We start from the raw sequence: 17,659 nt of genomic DNA, 5'->3' as shown, positions 1-17,659 counted from the left end.
AAAGGATTGTGCAGGAACTTGAAACTAATATTTTTCTTCCTAAAAAATAATCCGGCAAAAAATTCCGAGTAACACGGAATTTTTTGCCGGATATATTCAACCAAATCGGAATTTTCTTCCCCTTCTGAATAAGTACCTACTGAATACCGGAGTCTTTAAAGTATTTCATTGCTCCCGGATGGAGCGGCACCGCTAGGCCTTTTCCTGCATCATTTCGATTAATATTATTTGCAGCTTGATGCGCTTGCTGCATAGCATCCAAGTTTTCAAAGAAAGTCTTGGTAATTTTATAGACCAAATCATCGGTTAAATCGGATCTCACCAGGAGTATGTTACGGATGGCGACCGTTGGAATAGGCCGTTTATTTTGATAAATGCCGGCCGGAAGTTCCGCCTTCTCAAAAAATAGATACTGTTTCGTTAAATGATCGATAATCTTAGGTTGGATGGGAACAATCGCGACTTTAGTCGATTTCAGCAACTCTAAGACTGCATTATTGGGAAGACCGGAAGTAACAAAGGCGGCATCTATTTTTTTGTTTTTTAATTGTTCCATCGCCTCGTCATAGGAAAGGTATTCAGGCTGTATATCCTGATAAGTGAGGCTATGTTCCTGCAAAATCATTCGTGCATTCCTTTCAACCCCGCTATTCGGGGCACCTACACCGACTCGCTTTCCTTTTAAATCGTAGACGGAATGAATGTTTTCATCTCGCAGTGTAACAATTTGCACAAAGTTAAAATAAAGTCCCGCAACTGCCTTAAATGGCGGCAGTGTGAATCTTGCATCCTTCAATTTTTCATGGCGGCTTAGCTCAAAGGAAGCTGCATCGGACATGACGAAGGCCAGGTCTGCCTTATGATTCTCCAAAAGGTTCACATTCTCGACTGATCCGTCAGTAGAACGAACCGTAGTATTGTAGCCAAGTTTCGTTTTATATACTTTTGCTACGGCTTCCCCAATGGTGAAATAAGGACCAGAAACTGCACCGGTTGCAATCGTTAAATAGTTTTGTTCGTTTTCTGGACGATGGGATATTTTTTCTGGCTGCTTTGTGCATCCAAATGCAAAAATTCCCAAAGCGAACAGCGCGATTCCCATCATTAAAATGAACCTTCTCATTCCGATTCCCTCAGATATTGCTTCAATTTTTCGCGTAATCCCCGCTCACTGATCGATAACTGTTTAGCCGTGTTCATACGGTGACCCTGATTTTTTTCAAGAGTATAAAGGATATACTCTCTATTTACGTCCGCAAGTGATAGCGCCTCCGGAAGGAACAGACCATTCTCAGCAAGCGATTCTTTAGAAGGAAGCTCTTTACGATGAACCGCTTCAGGGAGATCCGAAAGCTGAATCACAGCGTTCTCCGATAGGGCCACCGTATATTCCACTATATTGGAAAGCTCCCGAACGTTACCAGGATAGGAGTAGTGGTAAAGTATCTTTTTTGCATCGAGACTGCATGATTTCGTTCGGATGTTCATATTAGCAGAATTGAAAGCTAAGAAATGGTCGATGAGAAGCGGAACATCTTCCTTGCGCTCCCTTAATGGAGGGACATGGATTGGAATCACGTTCAAGCGATAGTAGAGATCCTCGCGGAAGTTCCCTTTCGCTACTTCTTCTAGAAGATTTCGATTAGTCGCTGATATAATTCGCACATCCACTTCCTTTGCCGCTTGAGAACCGAGCGGAGTGACCATCTTATCCTGAATCACTCTCAAAATTTTCACTTGCAGGGCAAGAGGCATTTCGCCGATTTCATCCAGGAAGATGGTACCGCCATCAGATTGTTCAAAGAGTCCTTGTTTACGCTGATAAGCACCTGTAAACGCACCTTTTTCGTGTCCAAACAGTTCACTTTCAAGTAATGGTTCAGGAATGGCTGCACAATTAATCACAGAAAACGCGTTTTTTTGGCGGCTGCCTTGGAAATGAATCGCACGGGCCACTAATTCTTTGCCCGTTCCGCTTTCCCCAGTAATCAGAATATTGGAGGGAATATCCTTCACCTTCTCAATTAATTGGAATATTTTCTGCATACATTCGCTTTTTCCGATTAAACCAGCATAGGTTTCCCGCTGGCGTACCGCTTGGCTCAACACTTGAACTTGCTGGTGCAGCCGCTGAAAAGTAAGGGCCTTACTTAACATTAATTTAACCTCTTCTAGACTGAGGGGCTTTGTTAAATAATGATAGGCACCTTCTTTAATGGCTTCAACGGTAGATTCGATGGTTCCATAGGCAGTCATCATAATCACAACCGTATCCGGCTTCTTTTCCTTAATGATCCGAAGAAGATCCATTCCGCTCGATCTGCCTAAATTTAGGTCGAGCAATACGCCATCAATTGCCTCGCTTTCCAGCAATTTCAGGCCGTTCTCCGCGTCAGAAGCGGTCCAAACTGTGTATTCATCCTCAAGAGCGAACGAAAGGGAGGAACAAATCGCCTGTTCATCATCAATGATTAAAATATTCATCGTGAAGCATCTCCTTCATTAGCAAAAAATAGGCTGAAAGTCGTCCCGGTATTTTTAGTACTTTTCACTTCAATCCGTCCTCCATGCTCCTTCATAATTTTTTGGCTAATATACAGACCTAAGCCAATTCCTTGATTCTTGGTGGTATAAAAAGGCTGAAATAGATGAAGTGCATCCTCTTTTGCAATCCCTTTCCCCGAATCAGCAATCGCGAGAATTTGCATGGGTCCCTCGGTTGAAACATGGAAGGTCAATCGTTTTTCCTTCGTGTGAGCCATTGCTTCTATAGCATTAAGGACTAAATTGATTAAAACCTGTTTAATACGGCCCCGATCCATAAACACTTCCAAGGATGGGGGAATATCAATCTCTAACTCTATCCCTTCGCTTCGGATTTGTTTCATAAAAAGATCCGTCACCGATTGAACCAGTTCCAGCAGATTTCCCCATTTGCGGTGCATTGGCTTTTCCCTCGAATAATCTAGTAAATCTTCAATAATTCGATTCATCCTTTCCACTTCCTCCGGGACATGCCGGACAAGTTCAGCCCGAAACCGGGGATCATCCATTTTTCTAGGAAGCAGCTCAACAAACGTTTTAATCGCTGTAAGTGGATTGCGGAGTTCATGAGCAATACCAGCGACCAGCTGGCCTAAAGCCCGCATTTTTTCCTGTGCAAGTAAGGCTTCTGTTTGTCTATTAACCTCTTTATGTAATCGTTTATTCCAAATAAAGCTTCCTATCAGAATCGTAAAAATGATTCCCATCACGATGAGCAGCCCATAAACCAACTTTCGCCACCAGCCAATGGCTAAACCACTATATGGTTCAAGATACTGGGAATATAAGTGTTCGTAAGTGCCATTATGATGGGTTTCTACTAATCCCTTATTCAATACATTTACTAGTTTATAATTACCTTTCCGTACGGCAAAAGCATAATCCGATGGCGGAATGAGTCCCGTTCGAATTCGGTAGTGTTTTTGTTTGTCCGCATTTTGAAGAACATATTCAGCCGTCCAACGGTTCCCCAAGAATACATCTGCTCTTCCTAAAAAAAGCATGTCAAGCGCATCAGGTTGATTAAAGGCTTCCAGTACTTCACTTCCTCTAATACTTTCCAGTTGTGTAATAACAGAATCTTCCCGCTGAACCGCTGCCACTTTTTCTTTCAAATCATTCATACCGGAAAAATCCCGACTATTGGAGGGAATGACGACAGCGTCCGACATCGTTAGATAGGAATCGCTGAAATCAAAAAAAGAGTTACGGGTGCTGGTATATTTTAGTCCAACTATCACATCAAGCTGACCTTCCTTTAGCATTTGAATGGCATCCTCCAACTCAAGAGGAATAAATTGGAGTTGATATCCTTGGTGTTCGGCCACTTTCCGGATCAGTTCAATGTCAAATCCGGCAGCTTCTTCTTTTTGATCCAAATAGGAAAGGGGCGGCAAGCTTTGATCGAATCCGACTCGAATCACATGCGTATCCTGCGCTTCCGCTAATTGCGGGAAAAGCAGGAAGGTTAGAAAAACTATAAGTAAACCTAAATATCGCAAAAAAGGCCCTCCCCTATAAAGTGAAACTTCAATCAGCGGGGGGGGGGGAGGGGTCCCCATCCCCCACTGATTGTTTGTTCAACTAATCATGCTTTTACAGGCGGTTGCCCCCCACTTATACTTCCTGCTTAAGCTAATCATTGACGTAGGGGTCTTACTGCCCGTTAAAGCGGGATAAATGGAAAAGAGTAGGAAGTACCTTTGTCCACCGTTCCTCCATCTTTATTGAAAGATTATACCCTATTATTTCATTTATTGTATCACTCTTAAGCTAAATCAAACAGAGTTGGCGGTAGATAAGGTGCTTCAGAAAATTAATTCTTTAATCTGGTGGGCTAATGGATAATTAATTCAGCCGTTCTTTTCACCCGTTTTAACTTAGGAACGAATTCCATATAATACAGTTTATTCCTGATTCATAGCACTTGCATCCATATAGGCAATTTCCCATAAATGGCCGTCTACATCCTGAAACCCCCATATATACATAAATCCATGATCTAGAGGATCACTAAAAGATTTACCACCGGATGACAATGCCTTATTTACTACCGCATCCACTTGATCCCGACTTTCGGCTGATAGGGAGAAAATGGCTTCGGCAGAAGTAGTAGTATCCACACTTTCCTTCTTAGTAAACCCCTTGAAACGATCTTCAATCATGATCATAGCAAAGATATTGTCACTGATAATCATACAAGATGCGGTCTCATCGGAGAATTGTGGGTTAAACTCAAAACCTAGCTCCCTAAAAAAATGAATGGACTTGTTCAAGTCTTTTACCGGTAAATTGATAAAGATATTTTGGGATGTGAATGCCATATTAAATTTCCTCCTGTTTAAATTACTGGCAAGAATGCCATATCAATTTTATTTACTTTAACTAAACTACTGCTTCCAAAAAAAGCGATTCCCCTGTTCAGAAATCGCCCATTTAGTGTCATTATATCCAAATCACCCGGAATTCTTTCAAATCTATTTTTATACCCTCCATATGTCCACCAATCTGTTTCTTCATTCTCTAGTGGTTTCTTTCCAAAATCATACACATGTTCCTGGTCTTTTTCGTTTTTAATTTTATCGCAATTATGTACCCCCCCTTCACCGTAGAAATTGAGGTGGGCAAACACAAAATTTTTTCATAATATATCTCCCCTTTTAAGGATAACGTAGGAATCTATAGAAAATACTACTTAAATGGGCGGATTATTAACGTCAGGGGGAGCTGCCATGTTCAGTCAGATTGTAAAAGCTGTACCCAATTTATTTACAATCGGAAATTTATTGTGCGGTGTTCTTTCCATTACCTTTAATATGAGTGGCTTTTGGGAAGTAGCCTCCGTTTTTATCTTCTTTTCGGCTGTTTTAGACCTTCTCGACGGAAGGGTTGCCAGGAAATTAAAAGTAAACAGTGAATTAGGCGTAGAATTGGATTCCTTAGCTGATATTGTTAGTTTCGGAGTTGCCCCTGCACTTCTATTTCATTCGATCGCAGCACCATCCATTTTAACTTCTATAGCATTTATCCTTTTCCCAACTATGGGGGCATTACGATTAGCTAGGTTTAGTGTTAAACCAACCATTGGATATTTTAAAGGATTACCTATTCCCGCTGCTGGATTGCCATTGGCTGGTATGGGATTCTTTTCATATAGCAATGCATGGATTACGTTAATCCTCGCTCTCTTAATGGTAAGTCCAATTAGGGTTAAAAAATTTTAAATTTTATTATCCTTTGTAAAAAAGCTAGTAACCTTTTTTCAAAAAAGGGAGCAGCTTTTTTATTTTATCCATAAGCCTGTGTGTTCCCTAAATAAAAGATTAAGAATTCATTAAGATGGATAATGAATTCATTAATAGTGCTACATTATCGTTAGAACTATAATTGAATTATTTATTTTAGTGTTCCTTTATATATATATTGGAGGCATACATATGTCACATTTAATCACTTTATTTGAACAGCACAGCTATCTGATATTATTCATAGGGATTTTTCTAGAACTTATGGCTCTACCTATTTCAGGTGAATTTTTAATGAGCTACGCTGGCTATTTTGTATTTCAGGGAAAAATGAATTACATTTTGGCACTCCTCACAGTCTTTGTTTCGGGCGGTGCGGGAATAACGGTAACCTATTGGATTGGAAAGGCAGGTGGATATAAACTTATTGAAAAATACGGAAAGTATATTCACTTGGGACCAGACAGGTATCAAAAACTATCCGCTTGGTTTGAGCGTTCGGGCAGCAAATTACTGATTTTTGCTTATTTCATTCCTGGTATCAGGCATTTCACGGGTTATATTTCGGGGATATCTAGAATGCCGTTTCGAAAATTTATTATCCCTGCATATACAGGTTCTTTTTTATGGGGATTTTGTTTTATTACTCTTGGGAAGGTATTGGGACCTCGCTGGGAAGCTTTCCATCAAGCAGCTAGTAAATATTTCATTATTTTTATTATTGTTTTTGCGGTGTTGTTAGTTGGTTTTTTGGCCTATCGGTTTTATAAGAATCAAATTAAAAACGTCTTTATTCATTTAGTAAAATGGCTAACGAATCGACTAAAAACCATAAGAAAAACGGAGATCTTTCTTATGGTTCTCACATTAGTTTTAATCGGTATGGTGACCTTAATGCTGGGAATGGCCCAAGACTATTTATATAATGAATTTACTCAGTTTAATGAACTAGCTGAATATATGGTTAAGAATGCTCTTTATTTGGGCTGGATGAAAATAATTCTAGTATTTCAATCTCCATATGTCCTGGGTGCAATGATCGGGATAACCATCATTCGTATTTGGAGAAAAGGCAAGAACAGGCTGCTAGAGTATCTTTTACTTATCGTTCCAATTTTTGGTGCAAGGTTGTTTCATGAATCCATCCTGCAGATTTTTTCCTATCTTCAATTAATTGGGTTTGTTGGAGAATTCCATTCAGATAATTTTCCAGATATCAGTGCTACTTTAACATTCATAATTTATGGGACATGCTTATTTTTACTTGTTCGCCATTCAAAAACGACGATCATGCCAATATTGGGCCCTTTAGTTGTGTTGGTTTTGTTAATAGGGTTAAGTATTGTCAATATTGCATTGACCGATATACTTCCGAGCGATATTATGGGTGGATATGTATATGGCGGGGTCTGGATATTTTTTAACTTTTTGTTGTTTGAAATGTTTCGACTTGTATTGGACAAGCATTTAATTGATAGAACTTACTGATAGTATAAAATAAATGTTCAGCTATGGGCTCTGATACGCTTTGCTTAAGGGGGATTGAGTAATGACTGTGACGATTATTATACTAGTTGTAGTCGCCGTTTTTGTTGGCGCTTTGATGAGAACAATGTTTGGTTTCGGGGAAGCCATCGTGAGCATGCCTTTGCGTTCCCTACTCCCGATTCCCCTAAATACTTCTGTCTCGTTGATTGGAATGGCGGGTCTTACCGTTGCTGTCCTCACTGTCGTCGGTGGATGACGTCACATCGAACCCCCGAATCTAATTAAGTTTACAATTTAACATTGGATCACCAAAAACCCCATTTAACTTGAAGGGAAATGGTGTTTTGACATCTAAAGAAAATTCTTCACGTTGTTTTTAGTGAGGATATCCTGGCCACAAGAGCCGTCCCCTTGGTTAAAAGATTTCTTTTATATAAGTAAAACTCTTAATAACTTCGCTTTCATCAATCAATATCTTATTTGTTAAATCTTCTGTTATAAATACAAATTCTTTAACGCCAATAAATTCTGATTCACTAACCAAGTAAAACTGTGTTCCTTTTTTATATCCATTAAATTGCCTTTTTAGTCTATATACCTTCATTGAATACCTCTAACGATTATTAATTTCTCTCTTTGATTATATACCATTTAACTAAATTATTATTTGATACCACTGTAAAATATAGAACAATTATGGCAGTTAATTTAAACGTAAAGCACAAATAAGAGTAGAGGCGTATTAATAATACATACTTCTCTACTCTTGAAGGGGTAAGTTCCCCACTAGTTACCATTCATTTGTTAATATGACCTTTCCAATTGCTTTGTTAGATTCCAATAAAGTATGTGCTTCACTTACTTGATCAAAAGTAAACGTTTTTTCATCGATTAAGGGATGAAGTTTCCCTTCCTCTACAAGATTTGTTACTTCTCGTAATATTTTCCCGTGATCCTGCCTTTGGTTCTTATTCATTACTTTTAATAGCATGAAGGTAATATGTAAGGATAGGGCCTTACTATGCAGCGGAGACAAATCATGCGTAGAGCGTGCTGCGATGGCTAATACTGTTCCGTAAGTAGCCGCCGCTTGGAAAGAACGGTCAAGGTTCTCGCCACCGACCGTATCAAACACAATATCGAACCCTTTTCCATCTGTATGTTCCTTTACGTAATCTTCTACAGTCTGTTCCCGATAATTAATTGCCACATCTGCACCCAAACGCTTTCCAATGATTAACTTTTCCCCAGATGAAGCCGTTGTGAATACTTTTGCACCGGCTAGCTTTGCTAACTGAATGGCAACATGACCGACCCCGCCTGTGGCAGCATGAACAAGTACCGTTTGTCCGTTTTTTACATTGGCACGATTATAAAGCGATTCCCATGCCGTAATGGTTACTAAAGGGAGCGCCGCCGCTTGTGCCATTGTTAGGTTTTTTGGTTTAGGAGCTAGAAGCTGTACATCCGCGAGCATATATTCTGCAAGGGCACCACCTGTTCCTCTAAAACCACCTGCGCAGCCATATACTTCATCGCCGGCCTTAAACTCTGTTACCCCTTCTCCGACCTCTGTCACAACTCCTGCTACATCGCCGTGCAAAACCGCTGGAAACTCTGGTGCCACTGCTGGTACAAAACCACTGCGAACCTTTGTATCAATTGGATTTACACTTGTTGCTTTTACTTGAATAACCACATGCCCAGGAATTACTTCAGGCTTAGGAACTTCAGCAATCTCAAAAACAGATGGATCTCCGAATTTATTTATCACCATTGCTTTCATTTGTTAATCACACTCCTCTTCTATTATATTACACTAGATTTATAAAATTTATAAATATTATGAATTTTGGAATTACCAAGTTTGTGAACCAACCTTCTAAATTAGAGGGATTCTAAAAATTTTTAGAGCCCTCTTTTCTAAAAAATGGAAACTCCCAGGTTCAAAAGTTTATTAAGCTTGAGCGATTATTTTTTTTTACTTGGGTTTTGCAATCCTTGTCAGGAATAATAGGTATAAAGACCAAAGGAAAAAAGTTGGATTTACTTTCCTCTTCCATCTCATACAATACATAAAGGGAGGTAGAGAAGCATGTTTAAAAGAGTGATCATCCTTGGGATGCTCTCCTTAGTATTAATAGCATTATTTTTACTTAGAAACCATACAATTGCTCCTGTTAACAATCCAAGTACGAAAAGCAATGATTCCTCTGAATACATTACAGTTGAATATAAAATTAGCAAAATTGAAAGCAAACAGTATTATGGAAAAAGTAGTGACGGGACAGGGATCATTTTTTCTACTCAAAGCATCGAATCAGATGATGATATACAAGTCGATGATGTGGTCATATGCTATTTTGAAAAAGGTAATTTTGGGAAAGGATTAGTAAAAGTCAAAAAGAAGTGAGCTGAATGAAGAATTTAAGTGGATGCATCCATCGTCATAATAACCTTTTAAAATATAAGATCAGTCCCCGAGTGTATACTGCACTTGGGGACTGATCGCAAATTACCTTTAACGTAAGTCTAGCAGCAATGAAGTACACGATTGAAGGCCGGAAGCTTAAGGATTTGGGCAAGTAAACTGCCGCAGCCAAACATGGAATCTCCTCAGGAATCTTCCGTATTTTTAAAAAGTGTTACTTTTTCTACAGCCTCTGCCTGTCCCCTTATCTCTTTAACTTGAATGTACTAGGGAATGATTTTTCGCTCTTTTCTTAAAATAAAAAATCATATTCATTAAGATTACAAGAACGAGCGAACATACAACAAGGCCCCATAAAGTAACCGCAATAGGGAACCGGTCAATGAATACCCCTGCCACTTTAGGAAGAAACGCACCGCCCAGTCCACCTAGCGCAACTAGAATGCTTGTCGTGTTCTCCTCTAATCCTTGCGCTTCCTCATTCACAAGCAATAACCCGATGGAGAATATCCCACCCATTAACAATCCCGCGAAAAAGATTGAGATAAAACTCATGGTTGCTGATGTCGATAAGGCAAATCCGGTAATGCTGCCAAATTGACCAATACAGCAAATAATTAAAAGATTCCTATAACCAATTTTATCAATAATAACTGCCATACTAAGACGCCCAATAGTCATCGCACCCCAAAACACTGTAATACTTATCGCTAGTGCAGATTCACCTAAATCTGTCGTTTTCCTTAGTATGGTAGGTAAATAATTAGGGAAAGTCATTTCTGTCCCTACATAAAAAAAGAAAAATAAAGCACCTATAGCTATGACTGGAATTCCTTTACGTGGATAACGTTTTCTCTCAGGCGACTTTATATCCTGCAAGGCAGCCCGAGGCTGTTTCTTTAAAAAAGAATCAGCATCTCCAAATGAAAGAAATAACCACAGGAACATTGTTACAGTGATGATTACTGCTACGAAAGTAAATGATATGTTCCATATGCCATTCATAATAAAAATAGCAGATACGGTAGGAATAACTAGAGCGCCAACTCCAAAAAACACTTCGGCTAGGACGAGCACAGCTGCCTTTTTTTCTTTAAAATAACCAATGATAAGAGCTGCAACCACAGTTTCAGCAATCCCTAACCCAGCACCACCGATTGGCGTTGTTATGAGCAGTACGTTCCAATCTGGCAAGAAACTAAGGACAAATTGGGATAGGGCAAAACAGAACAATGCTACAAAAATCGTCATTCTGCGCCCTAGACTATTTACAATCACTGGAGCAATTAATACCCCCACTAAAAAACCGAGGAATTGATTCATAATGAGTTGTCCACCAGCACTGTAATCAACTTGATAGGCATGAACCATCGGCTCCAGCACAGAGCCAATAATAATATGGCCAAACCCATTTAATAAATAGATTAAACAAGCAATCCAAGCAAGTTTTTTCAAATAATCCCCTCTTTATTCAACGTGTATTCTATATATATCTAGCATAACGAACTCTGAAACTTTCGGAAAGTTTTATGTGTAAACATCGTATTAATGAGTATCCCCATAGCTAAAGCTAGGGGTTTCGAAAGAATAGGCTAAAAAGCCCCATTGTCTTTTCGTGGGCTACCACAGGCCCGCTAATACATCAGGCCGAAGCCTTCAGCTTTGCTTTTTTCTTCCGTTTTGCTGTTTTCCTACTTTTCAAGATGATGATCTTCTTAGGAGATTGAAGGAATTGTTTTTTATCAAGTCCTTCAAAGGCACCACCAACATGTTTCCGAACAATATTGAACGCCCCATTGACATCAGCGTGTATTTGAATCTTTGACCCAGTGATTTTGTAAAAAGCTCTTTTCACTCTCTGTCCACTAAATGTTGTTTGGTGTTCTTCACCAAATGTCGGAATCGGGTCCTTTGTTAAAAAACAAGACTTGGATGTGTAGCTTTCTTCGCGGATAATGACCTGAATTCCTTTGCGTTCGGCTTTGTAGCGAATCATGTCAATCAATGTTGTGTAGGGGATTTGGATGAAGGTTTGTTTTGTTGATTTCCTCATGTTAACGTCTAATTTCCACCCCGAATTTTTCCCAATAATGATGGTGTCGATGTCTCTTTCTAGGGCAATAGTAACCACTTTAACACTTGCCTTGTGTAAGAAATCCATCACTCGATTGTTTCTTTTTCGGTCCAATGCAACCAAACGGTTCGTTGTAAATACGCCTTCCTTGGGACTCTTTCCGTTTCGAATGATACTCATGTAATTGGCTCGTAACTTATTATAGTATTGATTGATGGATTTTAACCATGTGCCCTTGATAAGCAGAGGTTTCAGCCCTAAGTTATCGACAATAGTTGCCAGGTTATCTACACCTAAATCAATACCCATTACTTTTTTCGGCTCGAAAATAAATTTATTGATTTGTTCTGCTGTTCTTACAATCACCTTTTCTTGCTGTTCAGCTTTAAAAACGAGTTCCATAACATATCGACCATAAGAAGGTACAATACGGACCTGTTGCAGCTTCCCTTCTGAAAGGGCTACCTTTCCTAATTTCAGTTGAAGGCTAGTTCCCGGTAACTTGAGAACATTTCCTTCCTTGATTTCTGTTATTTGATTCGTTAAATAACACGTTGTTCTTCCTGTTTTTGATTTATATTTAGGAATCTTTGGTTTACCCGAAAAGCAGCTTGGATTGATTTTGTACTTTTTTGACGCTTTGAAAAAACTTTTCCAATCATTAAATACCTTTTTCATTGTTTGTTGATTGGACTGAGACGGCATGGAAGTGTAATCAATCTGCTTCATGACTTTAAACAATGCCTCAACAAAACTATACCCAATGAATGATTGATCTTTGGTTGGCATTTTAAAGAGTTTAAGCTTCGGTTCGATTTCTTTGCCCTTTTTATCTACTTTCTTAGGTTTTACCAGTTCCTTTTCATAGTGTTTCTTTCGAATTTCATTCATTATCGGTAAATGTGTTTCGATATCCCTCAGAACTTGTAGTTGATTTTCATTTTTCTTTTCTGCCTTTAGAGCTGTATATACCTGTCGAACGTAGTAATTCGTAATATTATACAAATTTTTCGCTTTGAAGCAGAGAGAATCACAATATTCAAATAGTTCATGATCGGAATGGATTTGTATTTTATAGGCGCAATACATTCTTTTCACCTCCTTACATAAGAACCTATGTTCTTATTATATCAAATAGGTTGATAGAATACAAAGTATTTGCCCATTTCAAAAATAAAAAAACAGCTTATATCCCCATATCTGAAGATAGGGGTTTTACGCTGCTTTCTGATAAGTTTCATTATCTACATATGTGTTAGCAGGCAATCCTTTTGGTTAAGGAAAAATGCCATCACTTTCTTACATTGAGGAATAGAAAATCCTAAAATTGGACCTAATCCAACCGCAATAAGTACGGCTGGAATGCCACTTTCATGTTAACTACTTTACTAGGAGGATTTGCGTTTTTGACATCCTTTTTCGTATTGCCTACTAAGCTCAGCCAAATACGCAGTTCGTTACGGGATCAGTTTTCTTTATTGACCAATCCACGAATTTTGATGGCTTTTTTCATTCCTGCACTTGGATTTGGTGCAACTTATGCCGTCTTTACTTACCTTGTTCCTATCTTGAAGGGAATGGGAGCACCAAATCAATCCATTAGTTTCATCTTATTTGGTTATGGAATTATCTCGATTTTCAGCAACATCCTCGCGGGTAAAATAGCCAGCCACAATGCAATTGGTCGCCTTAGGTTTGTTTTTCTTGTGCAGGCAGTTGTTCTGACATGTTTATTTTGGACTACCAATCATACAATATTAGGATTTGCAAACATTGGCTTGATGTCGTTATTGGCCATCCTGTTAACAACATCTACTCAGCTTTATTTAATAGACCTTGCCGGAATTTATCAGCCAAAAGCAACAGGACTCGCTGCATCACTTATGCCAGTAGCAAGCAACGTAGGGATCGCTTTTGGTTCTGCATTAGGCGGAATTGTATATCATCAAGGAAATTTAATGAATGTAACATGGGTCGGTGGGGTAGTTGCCGTTTGTGCAAGTCTGCTCACTTTCTTTAGTCATCTCTTAGACAAAAAACAAAAGAAAACAGCATAAGAGGGAAGCAACAAAGTCTTGGCATGTTTCCTATGGTTTCTCTAGAAGAACTGTAACGCACAAAAAAGAGCCCTTATAGACTACCGAATTCTTCTAACATGGGAGTAATCGGAAGCTTATTTTGCTTATTCCACAATAGGATTTTAAATTTTAATAAATTGATAGCAAATCCATCCCAATATGCGAAAATCGCCTTCAAAATTCACTTTTGAAGGCAAAAATGACGCTTTTGGGGTAAAAATCGGCCCCAAAAGTGAATTTTCCAAGTTCGATATGAACGGCAAAATCCGATATCGTTTAGTTGCTGGACGGAAACTAAGCGATGAAGGGTGGCGCCGAATAATGAGTATAAAATCAGGCAACATTGAAGGATTTGAACAATATTCGCAATTTGAAACATTGAAAGAATTTAATCGTCATATGGAGTTGTGGTTATTGGAACACAAAACTGATTTTTCAAAAGGAGAACTAGTCGGATTAAAGCGGCTGGTTCGTTTTGCTGCGAAAATTCCCGGCGTATGCAATGCCAAAATCGGCACTCTCTTAAAAGCGATTCATGATGAATATCACGACAACGGGATTTCCCGCTCCACGTTTAAACGGATGATTAACAAAGCAAAAGCATTAGGGATCTTTACTGCCTATGAAACGGAAAGAAAAAATGGTTCGCAGTCCAGTAATCTATATGTTTTTAATCGTTTTCCCGTAAGTGAACCACCCAAACAAGAAACATTGGACCACCCAAAAGAAACTAATAATCTTTTAAAAACTGAAAAAGATCAAAAGATAAATAAACGTAATGAAGAACCGTCTGTATTGGATCACACCTATGTTAGCAACCGTGTTCCACAGCGTTTTGTTCAATTTGTAAAATGCTTCTTCCCTGACGCAAAATTAATCGAAGAATATTGGCGGATGGCATATATACATGTTCATCATTTGGAAGATATGGACATTGATGATGTCGTGGATATCGCGATTGATTCCTTCAGACAACTCATTAGGAAACTGAAATTTACAAAGGTCGTCAGAAATCCAATTGCCTATTATTATGGAATCTTTAACAAAAAATTATTTTATTTTTTTCGGGATTGTTATTGGAATTCGTGAGAACACAACCAGTATATTGCCGCAGCTTGATGTAAGGAATTCTTTAATAAAAGATATTTTCAGTCAATATAACAGAAATGGCCTTAAAAAAGATATCAGAAAGAGCGTATTTTGAAAAAATAGATTGATCAAAACACGCTCTTAATATTTTTAATTGAACTTAGATTATTTTTAATTGATGTTCACAATCTCAGCCTTTTTGCTGTGCCTATTATGGATGATTTGATCCAGATACTTTGTAAATTCCGATTCGCCCGAGTATGACAAGCAAAGATATTCCTTCGCCCTAGTCATTCCAATATAGAACAAGGAAACCTCTCTCTCCTTATCGTCCTCCAATGGAAATGGCATCGAATCGACGTTAACAATGAAAACAGCACGAAAATCTAAGCCCTTGCTGCTATCGATGGTACTGATCTTGACCTTGCCATCTTCTTTCCTAAAGGATCGCTTCGAAACATCGCTTTCTGTAATCCAAAAGAACGGCAGGCCCGCATCGCCCAGAGAGCGTTTAATAATATCGACAACCGGGTATTTATGCGTCCGCTTCACCCTGTATAAAATCAACATCTCATCTAGAGGAACTTTTCGCTCTTCATGGAGCTTCTTGATTTGTCTGGCAACCAGTCTCATTTCGTCAAAGAAATTAGCCGCTTTGACGATACCCGGTTCTGGTCCTTTTCGTTTGGTACTTTGCGGGGCAATTATTTCACCTTCAAGATTACGATTAACTACTTTGTTTTTAAACATCGAATGCTCACGGAAAAAATCCCAGGCAAACTTTACAATCTGTGAGGTATTCCGATAGTTAATCGACAACACCTTTGATCTCCCTTGAAAGCTTAAACCGGTATCCTGTAAATATGAGCGTTTTCGTTTATAAATCGTCTGTGCTCGATCCTCTACTAATAAAAGCGATTGGGTATCTGCATTGATAAGTAAACTCACCAGTCGAAGCCAATCTGCCCCAAAATCCTGTCCCTCATCAATTAATATCGCATCATAGACTGGCAGAATCGCTTCCTTCTTCTCAATTTTTTCAATGATTTCTGGAAGTTGCTGCTCCCTTATCTTTAAATCATTCTTTAACCACGAATGAAAATTTCGAACGATGATGCGTTGATTTTGGACTGTTTTCCTATTTGGATCGAGATCAAATAAGTCCTCCGGCTCATTCAGCATATGATTGATCATTTGCTGGATGGAATTCGCCAATGAAATATTGTAGCAGAGGATTAAAATCTTCCAATCAGGATTCTGTTTCGACAACATCTTTGCCCGACTGGCCAAAATAATCGTTTTCCCGCTTCCCGCCACCCCTCGAATCAACCGGTTTTTATCACCAATCTGCTTCGCCAAATTCTCCTGGTGCAGATCCATTGTCTTGATATCATGAAGGGATAACAAAAGTTGATCTTGATACGGGACTGGTGCTTTAAATTCAGCACTAATGCGAACTTCAGGGAATAAATGATAGCGAATCGCATTAATGTCCTCAAAAGAAAGCGGCTCTTTTAATCGATATGGAACAACAAACATATTTAAGATCTTTTCCATCAGGATTCCATCTGAAAATTCATCTTTTTCGGAATCAATCTCATCCCTTGTTAAACATAGATTAGGTTCTATAACTGTATAAAGACCGTCTTTAATAAAATCTTTCGAGTTCATCCTTGTAAAAACGACTCCATGACCATAGGGGAACTTTAGACTAAATTTGTATTTACCATCTAATTGGATTAGATTCTTATCTTTTTTCAGTACATCGACCACAAGGAACATATTATCCCTGGCTTGTTTTATTGGACTTTTTATAATCGTTTGTTCACCGGAAGCAGCCACAATATGCCATTCCTCATGGTTAATCTGGAGGAGTGTATTTCTGGTATAATCCTTTACTTCCAAAACCACGAGTCCAAGATCTGGGCCGATAATCACAAAATCGGGTCTCCTCCCCTGAATTTCCGGTTCATAGTAAACTATATAATCATCCGGCAGATAGGTTTTCAGCGTTCGGAATAATAATCTCTCCCCAGTGGTGGCAGATGATCGAATTGTATCGGGAATTGTAATTGCCATAGTGACCGCTCCAAAATTTGCATTTTCCACCATTATACTACAAATAGTGCGTTGGTCTGATACATTTACTAATATTTTGTAAAATTAAACTTGTTTTTCTAAAATAATTCGACTCAATTAAACAAAATTCTTCCAAAAGCATTGCCTTTCCACGATTTTATTTTAATAATAGAATGGAAGCTTTTCTTTTCATACATGGAAAACGTTAAGAACTCTTAGAAGCGGAGTGGAAAAATTGTTTAAAGGAATCCTCGATAAATTATTTAAATCAGAACAAAAACCGGCCCAGCCAGCTGTCCAATATGTTAACCATGAGGAAGTTGAGGCATTAGTAGATGCCAAGATAAAAGAACATGCTGCGGCATTACAGACCACAAGCCATGACCAAGATAATCCTAATCATACAGCGGATCAAGAAGATTACACATTAACAGCAAAACAGATTGAATATGCCCTCTCTTTAATCGATAAGGTGAGTAATGAATTCGCACTGGCCATTGATCCAGCAAAATTAACCATTAAAGATTTGAATAGATTAATTGCTTATAATCGATATAAAAATAAAGGGACACTTATTAATCTTGTTAAAAAAGGGGTGTTGAGGAAGAAATAGAACTGCATTTCTTTCTCA

15 protein-coding genes and 1 pseudogene are annotated in these 17,659 nt (G+C 38.6%); 7 read left to right on the top strand and 9 right to left on the bottom strand.

The features are described from left to right. Positions 1 to 136: 136 nt before the first annotated feature. The 4 genes from BSO02S_RS16870 to BSO02S_RS16855 form a co-directional block, all read right to left on the bottom strand. Positions 137 to 1,123: a TAXI family TRAP transporter solute-binding subunit gene (locus BSO02S_RS16870; protein ID WP_066069863.1), complete on the bottom strand. Its 987-nt coding sequence runs from the start codon at positions 1,121 to 1,123 to the stop codon at positions 137 to 139. Continuing rightward, entirely contained in the window at positions 1,120 to 2,484 is a 1,365-nt protein-coding gene (locus tag BSO02S_RS16865) for a sigma-54-dependent transcriptional regulator (protein WP_066069860.1), read from the bottom strand. The genes BSO02S_RS16870 and BSO02S_RS16865 overlap by 4 nt, the downstream gene beginning before the upstream one ends. Continuing rightward, positions 2,481 to 4,046 (bottom strand): transporter substrate-binding domain-containing protein, encoded by a 1,566-nt coding sequence (locus BSO02S_RS16860; RefSeq protein ID WP_235846946.1) that lies wholly within the window; start codon positions 4,044 to 4,046, stop codon positions 2,481 to 2,483. The genes BSO02S_RS16865 and BSO02S_RS16860 overlap by 4 nt, the downstream gene beginning before the upstream one ends. A 405-nt stretch (positions 4,047 to 4,451) precedes the next feature. Then, positions 4,452 to 4,868, bottom strand: coding sequence for a VOC family protein (locus BSO02S_RS16855; protein ID WP_066069857.1), 417 nt, complete (start codon positions 4,866 to 4,868; stop codon positions 4,452 to 4,454). 408 nt (positions 4,869 to 5,276) lie between these two features. Between BSO02S_RS16855 and pssA the strand changes: the two genes are divergently transcribed. From pssA to BSO02S_RS16835, 3 genes are all read left to right on the top strand, one after another. Continuing rightward, positions 5,277 to 5,768, top strand: coding sequence for a CDP-diacylglycerol--serine O-phosphatidyltransferase (pssA, locus tag BSO02S_RS16845; protein ID WP_066069852.1), 492 nt, complete (start codon positions 5,277 to 5,279; stop codon positions 5,766 to 5,768). Between the two features lie 213 nt (positions 5,769 to 5,981). Continuing rightward, entirely contained in the window at positions 5,982 to 7,277 is a 1,296-nt protein-coding gene (locus tag BSO02S_RS16840; RefSeq protein WP_066069849.1) for a DedA family protein, read from the top strand. Positions 7,278 to 7,338: 61 nt separating this feature from the next. Next, the gene (locus BSO02S_RS16835) at positions 7,339 to 7,533 is read left to right on the top strand and encodes a hypothetical protein (protein WP_066069846.1); all 195 of its coding nucleotides are present in this window, start codon (positions 7,339 to 7,341) and stop codon (positions 7,531 to 7,533) included. Between the two features lie 159 nt (positions 7,534 to 7,692). Here the strand turns inward: BSO02S_RS16835 and BSO02S_RS16830 are convergent, their stop codons facing one another. Then, complete coding sequence (locus BSO02S_RS16830) at positions 7,693 to 7,881, bottom strand: hypothetical protein (protein ID WP_066069843.1); 189 nt, start codon at positions 7,879 to 7,881, stop codon at positions 7,693 to 7,695. A 186-nt stretch (positions 7,882 to 8,067) separates the two neighbouring features. Continuing rightward, positions 8,068 to 9,063: a zinc-dependent alcohol dehydrogenase family protein gene (locus BSO02S_RS16825; protein ID WP_066069840.1), complete on the bottom strand. Its 996-nt coding sequence runs from the start codon at positions 9,061 to 9,063 to the stop codon at positions 8,068 to 8,070. A 309-nt stretch (positions 9,064 to 9,372) separates the two neighbouring features. Here BSO02S_RS16825 and BSO02S_RS16820 point away from each other — a divergent pair, with 309 nt between their 5' ends. Continuing rightward, positions 9,373 to 9,690, top strand: coding sequence for a hypothetical protein (locus BSO02S_RS16820; protein ID WP_066069837.1), 318 nt, complete (start codon positions 9,373 to 9,375; stop codon positions 9,688 to 9,690). Between the two features lie 270 nt (positions 9,691 to 9,960). On the opposite strand, the gene BSO02S_RS16815 is transcribed toward BSO02S_RS16820, so the two are convergent. Then, entirely contained in the window at positions 9,961 to 11,163 is a 1,203-nt protein-coding gene (locus BSO02S_RS16815; RefSeq protein WP_066069833.1) for an MFS transporter, read from the bottom strand. A gap of 187 nt (positions 11,164 to 11,350) precedes the next feature. Beyond that, positions 11,351 to 12,871: an RNA-guided endonuclease InsQ/TnpB family protein gene (locus BSO02S_RS16810; RefSeq protein ID WP_066069829.1), complete on the bottom strand. Its 1,521-nt coding sequence runs from the start codon at positions 12,869 to 12,871 to the stop codon at positions 11,351 to 11,353. Between the two features lie 263 nt (positions 12,872 to 13,134). Between BSO02S_RS16810 and BSO02S_RS16805 the strand changes: the two are divergent. Beyond that, positions 13,135 to 13,839 (top strand): annotated as a pseudogene (locus BSO02S_RS16805) (MFS transporter); the annotation flags it as partial. 342 nt (positions 13,840 to 14,181) lie between these two features. Then, positions 14,182 to 14,949 (top strand): hypothetical protein, encoded by a 768-nt coding sequence (locus BSO02S_RS16800; RefSeq protein WP_066069929.1) that lies wholly within the window; start codon positions 14,182 to 14,184, stop codon positions 14,947 to 14,949. Between the two features lie 171 nt (positions 14,950 to 15,120). Here BSO02S_RS16800 and BSO02S_RS16795 read toward each other — a convergent pair whose 3' ends face one another. Then, positions 15,121 to 17,028, bottom strand: a complete 1,908-nt coding sequence (locus BSO02S_RS16795) for a 3'-5' exonuclease (protein ID WP_066069827.1) — start codon at positions 17,026 to 17,028, stop codon at positions 15,121 to 15,123. 226 nt (positions 17,029 to 17,254) lie between these two features. On the opposite strand from BSO02S_RS16795, the gene BSO02S_RS16790 reads away from it, so the two are divergent. Then, entirely contained in the window at positions 17,255 to 17,641 is a 387-nt protein-coding gene (locus BSO02S_RS16790; RefSeq protein WP_235846945.1) for an ABC transporter ATP-binding protein, read from the top strand. Positions 17,642 to 17,659 lie beyond the last annotated feature (18 nt).

It is taken from the genome of Neobacillus soli NBRC 102451 (assembly GCF_001591665.1).
Taxonomy (GTDB): Bacteria; Bacillota; Bacilli; order Bacillales; family Cytobacillaceae; genus Neobacillus; species Neobacillus soli.
The sequence above is the reverse complement of the archived record's forward strand: the minus strand, read 5'-3'. Positions and strand labels throughout refer to the sequence as shown.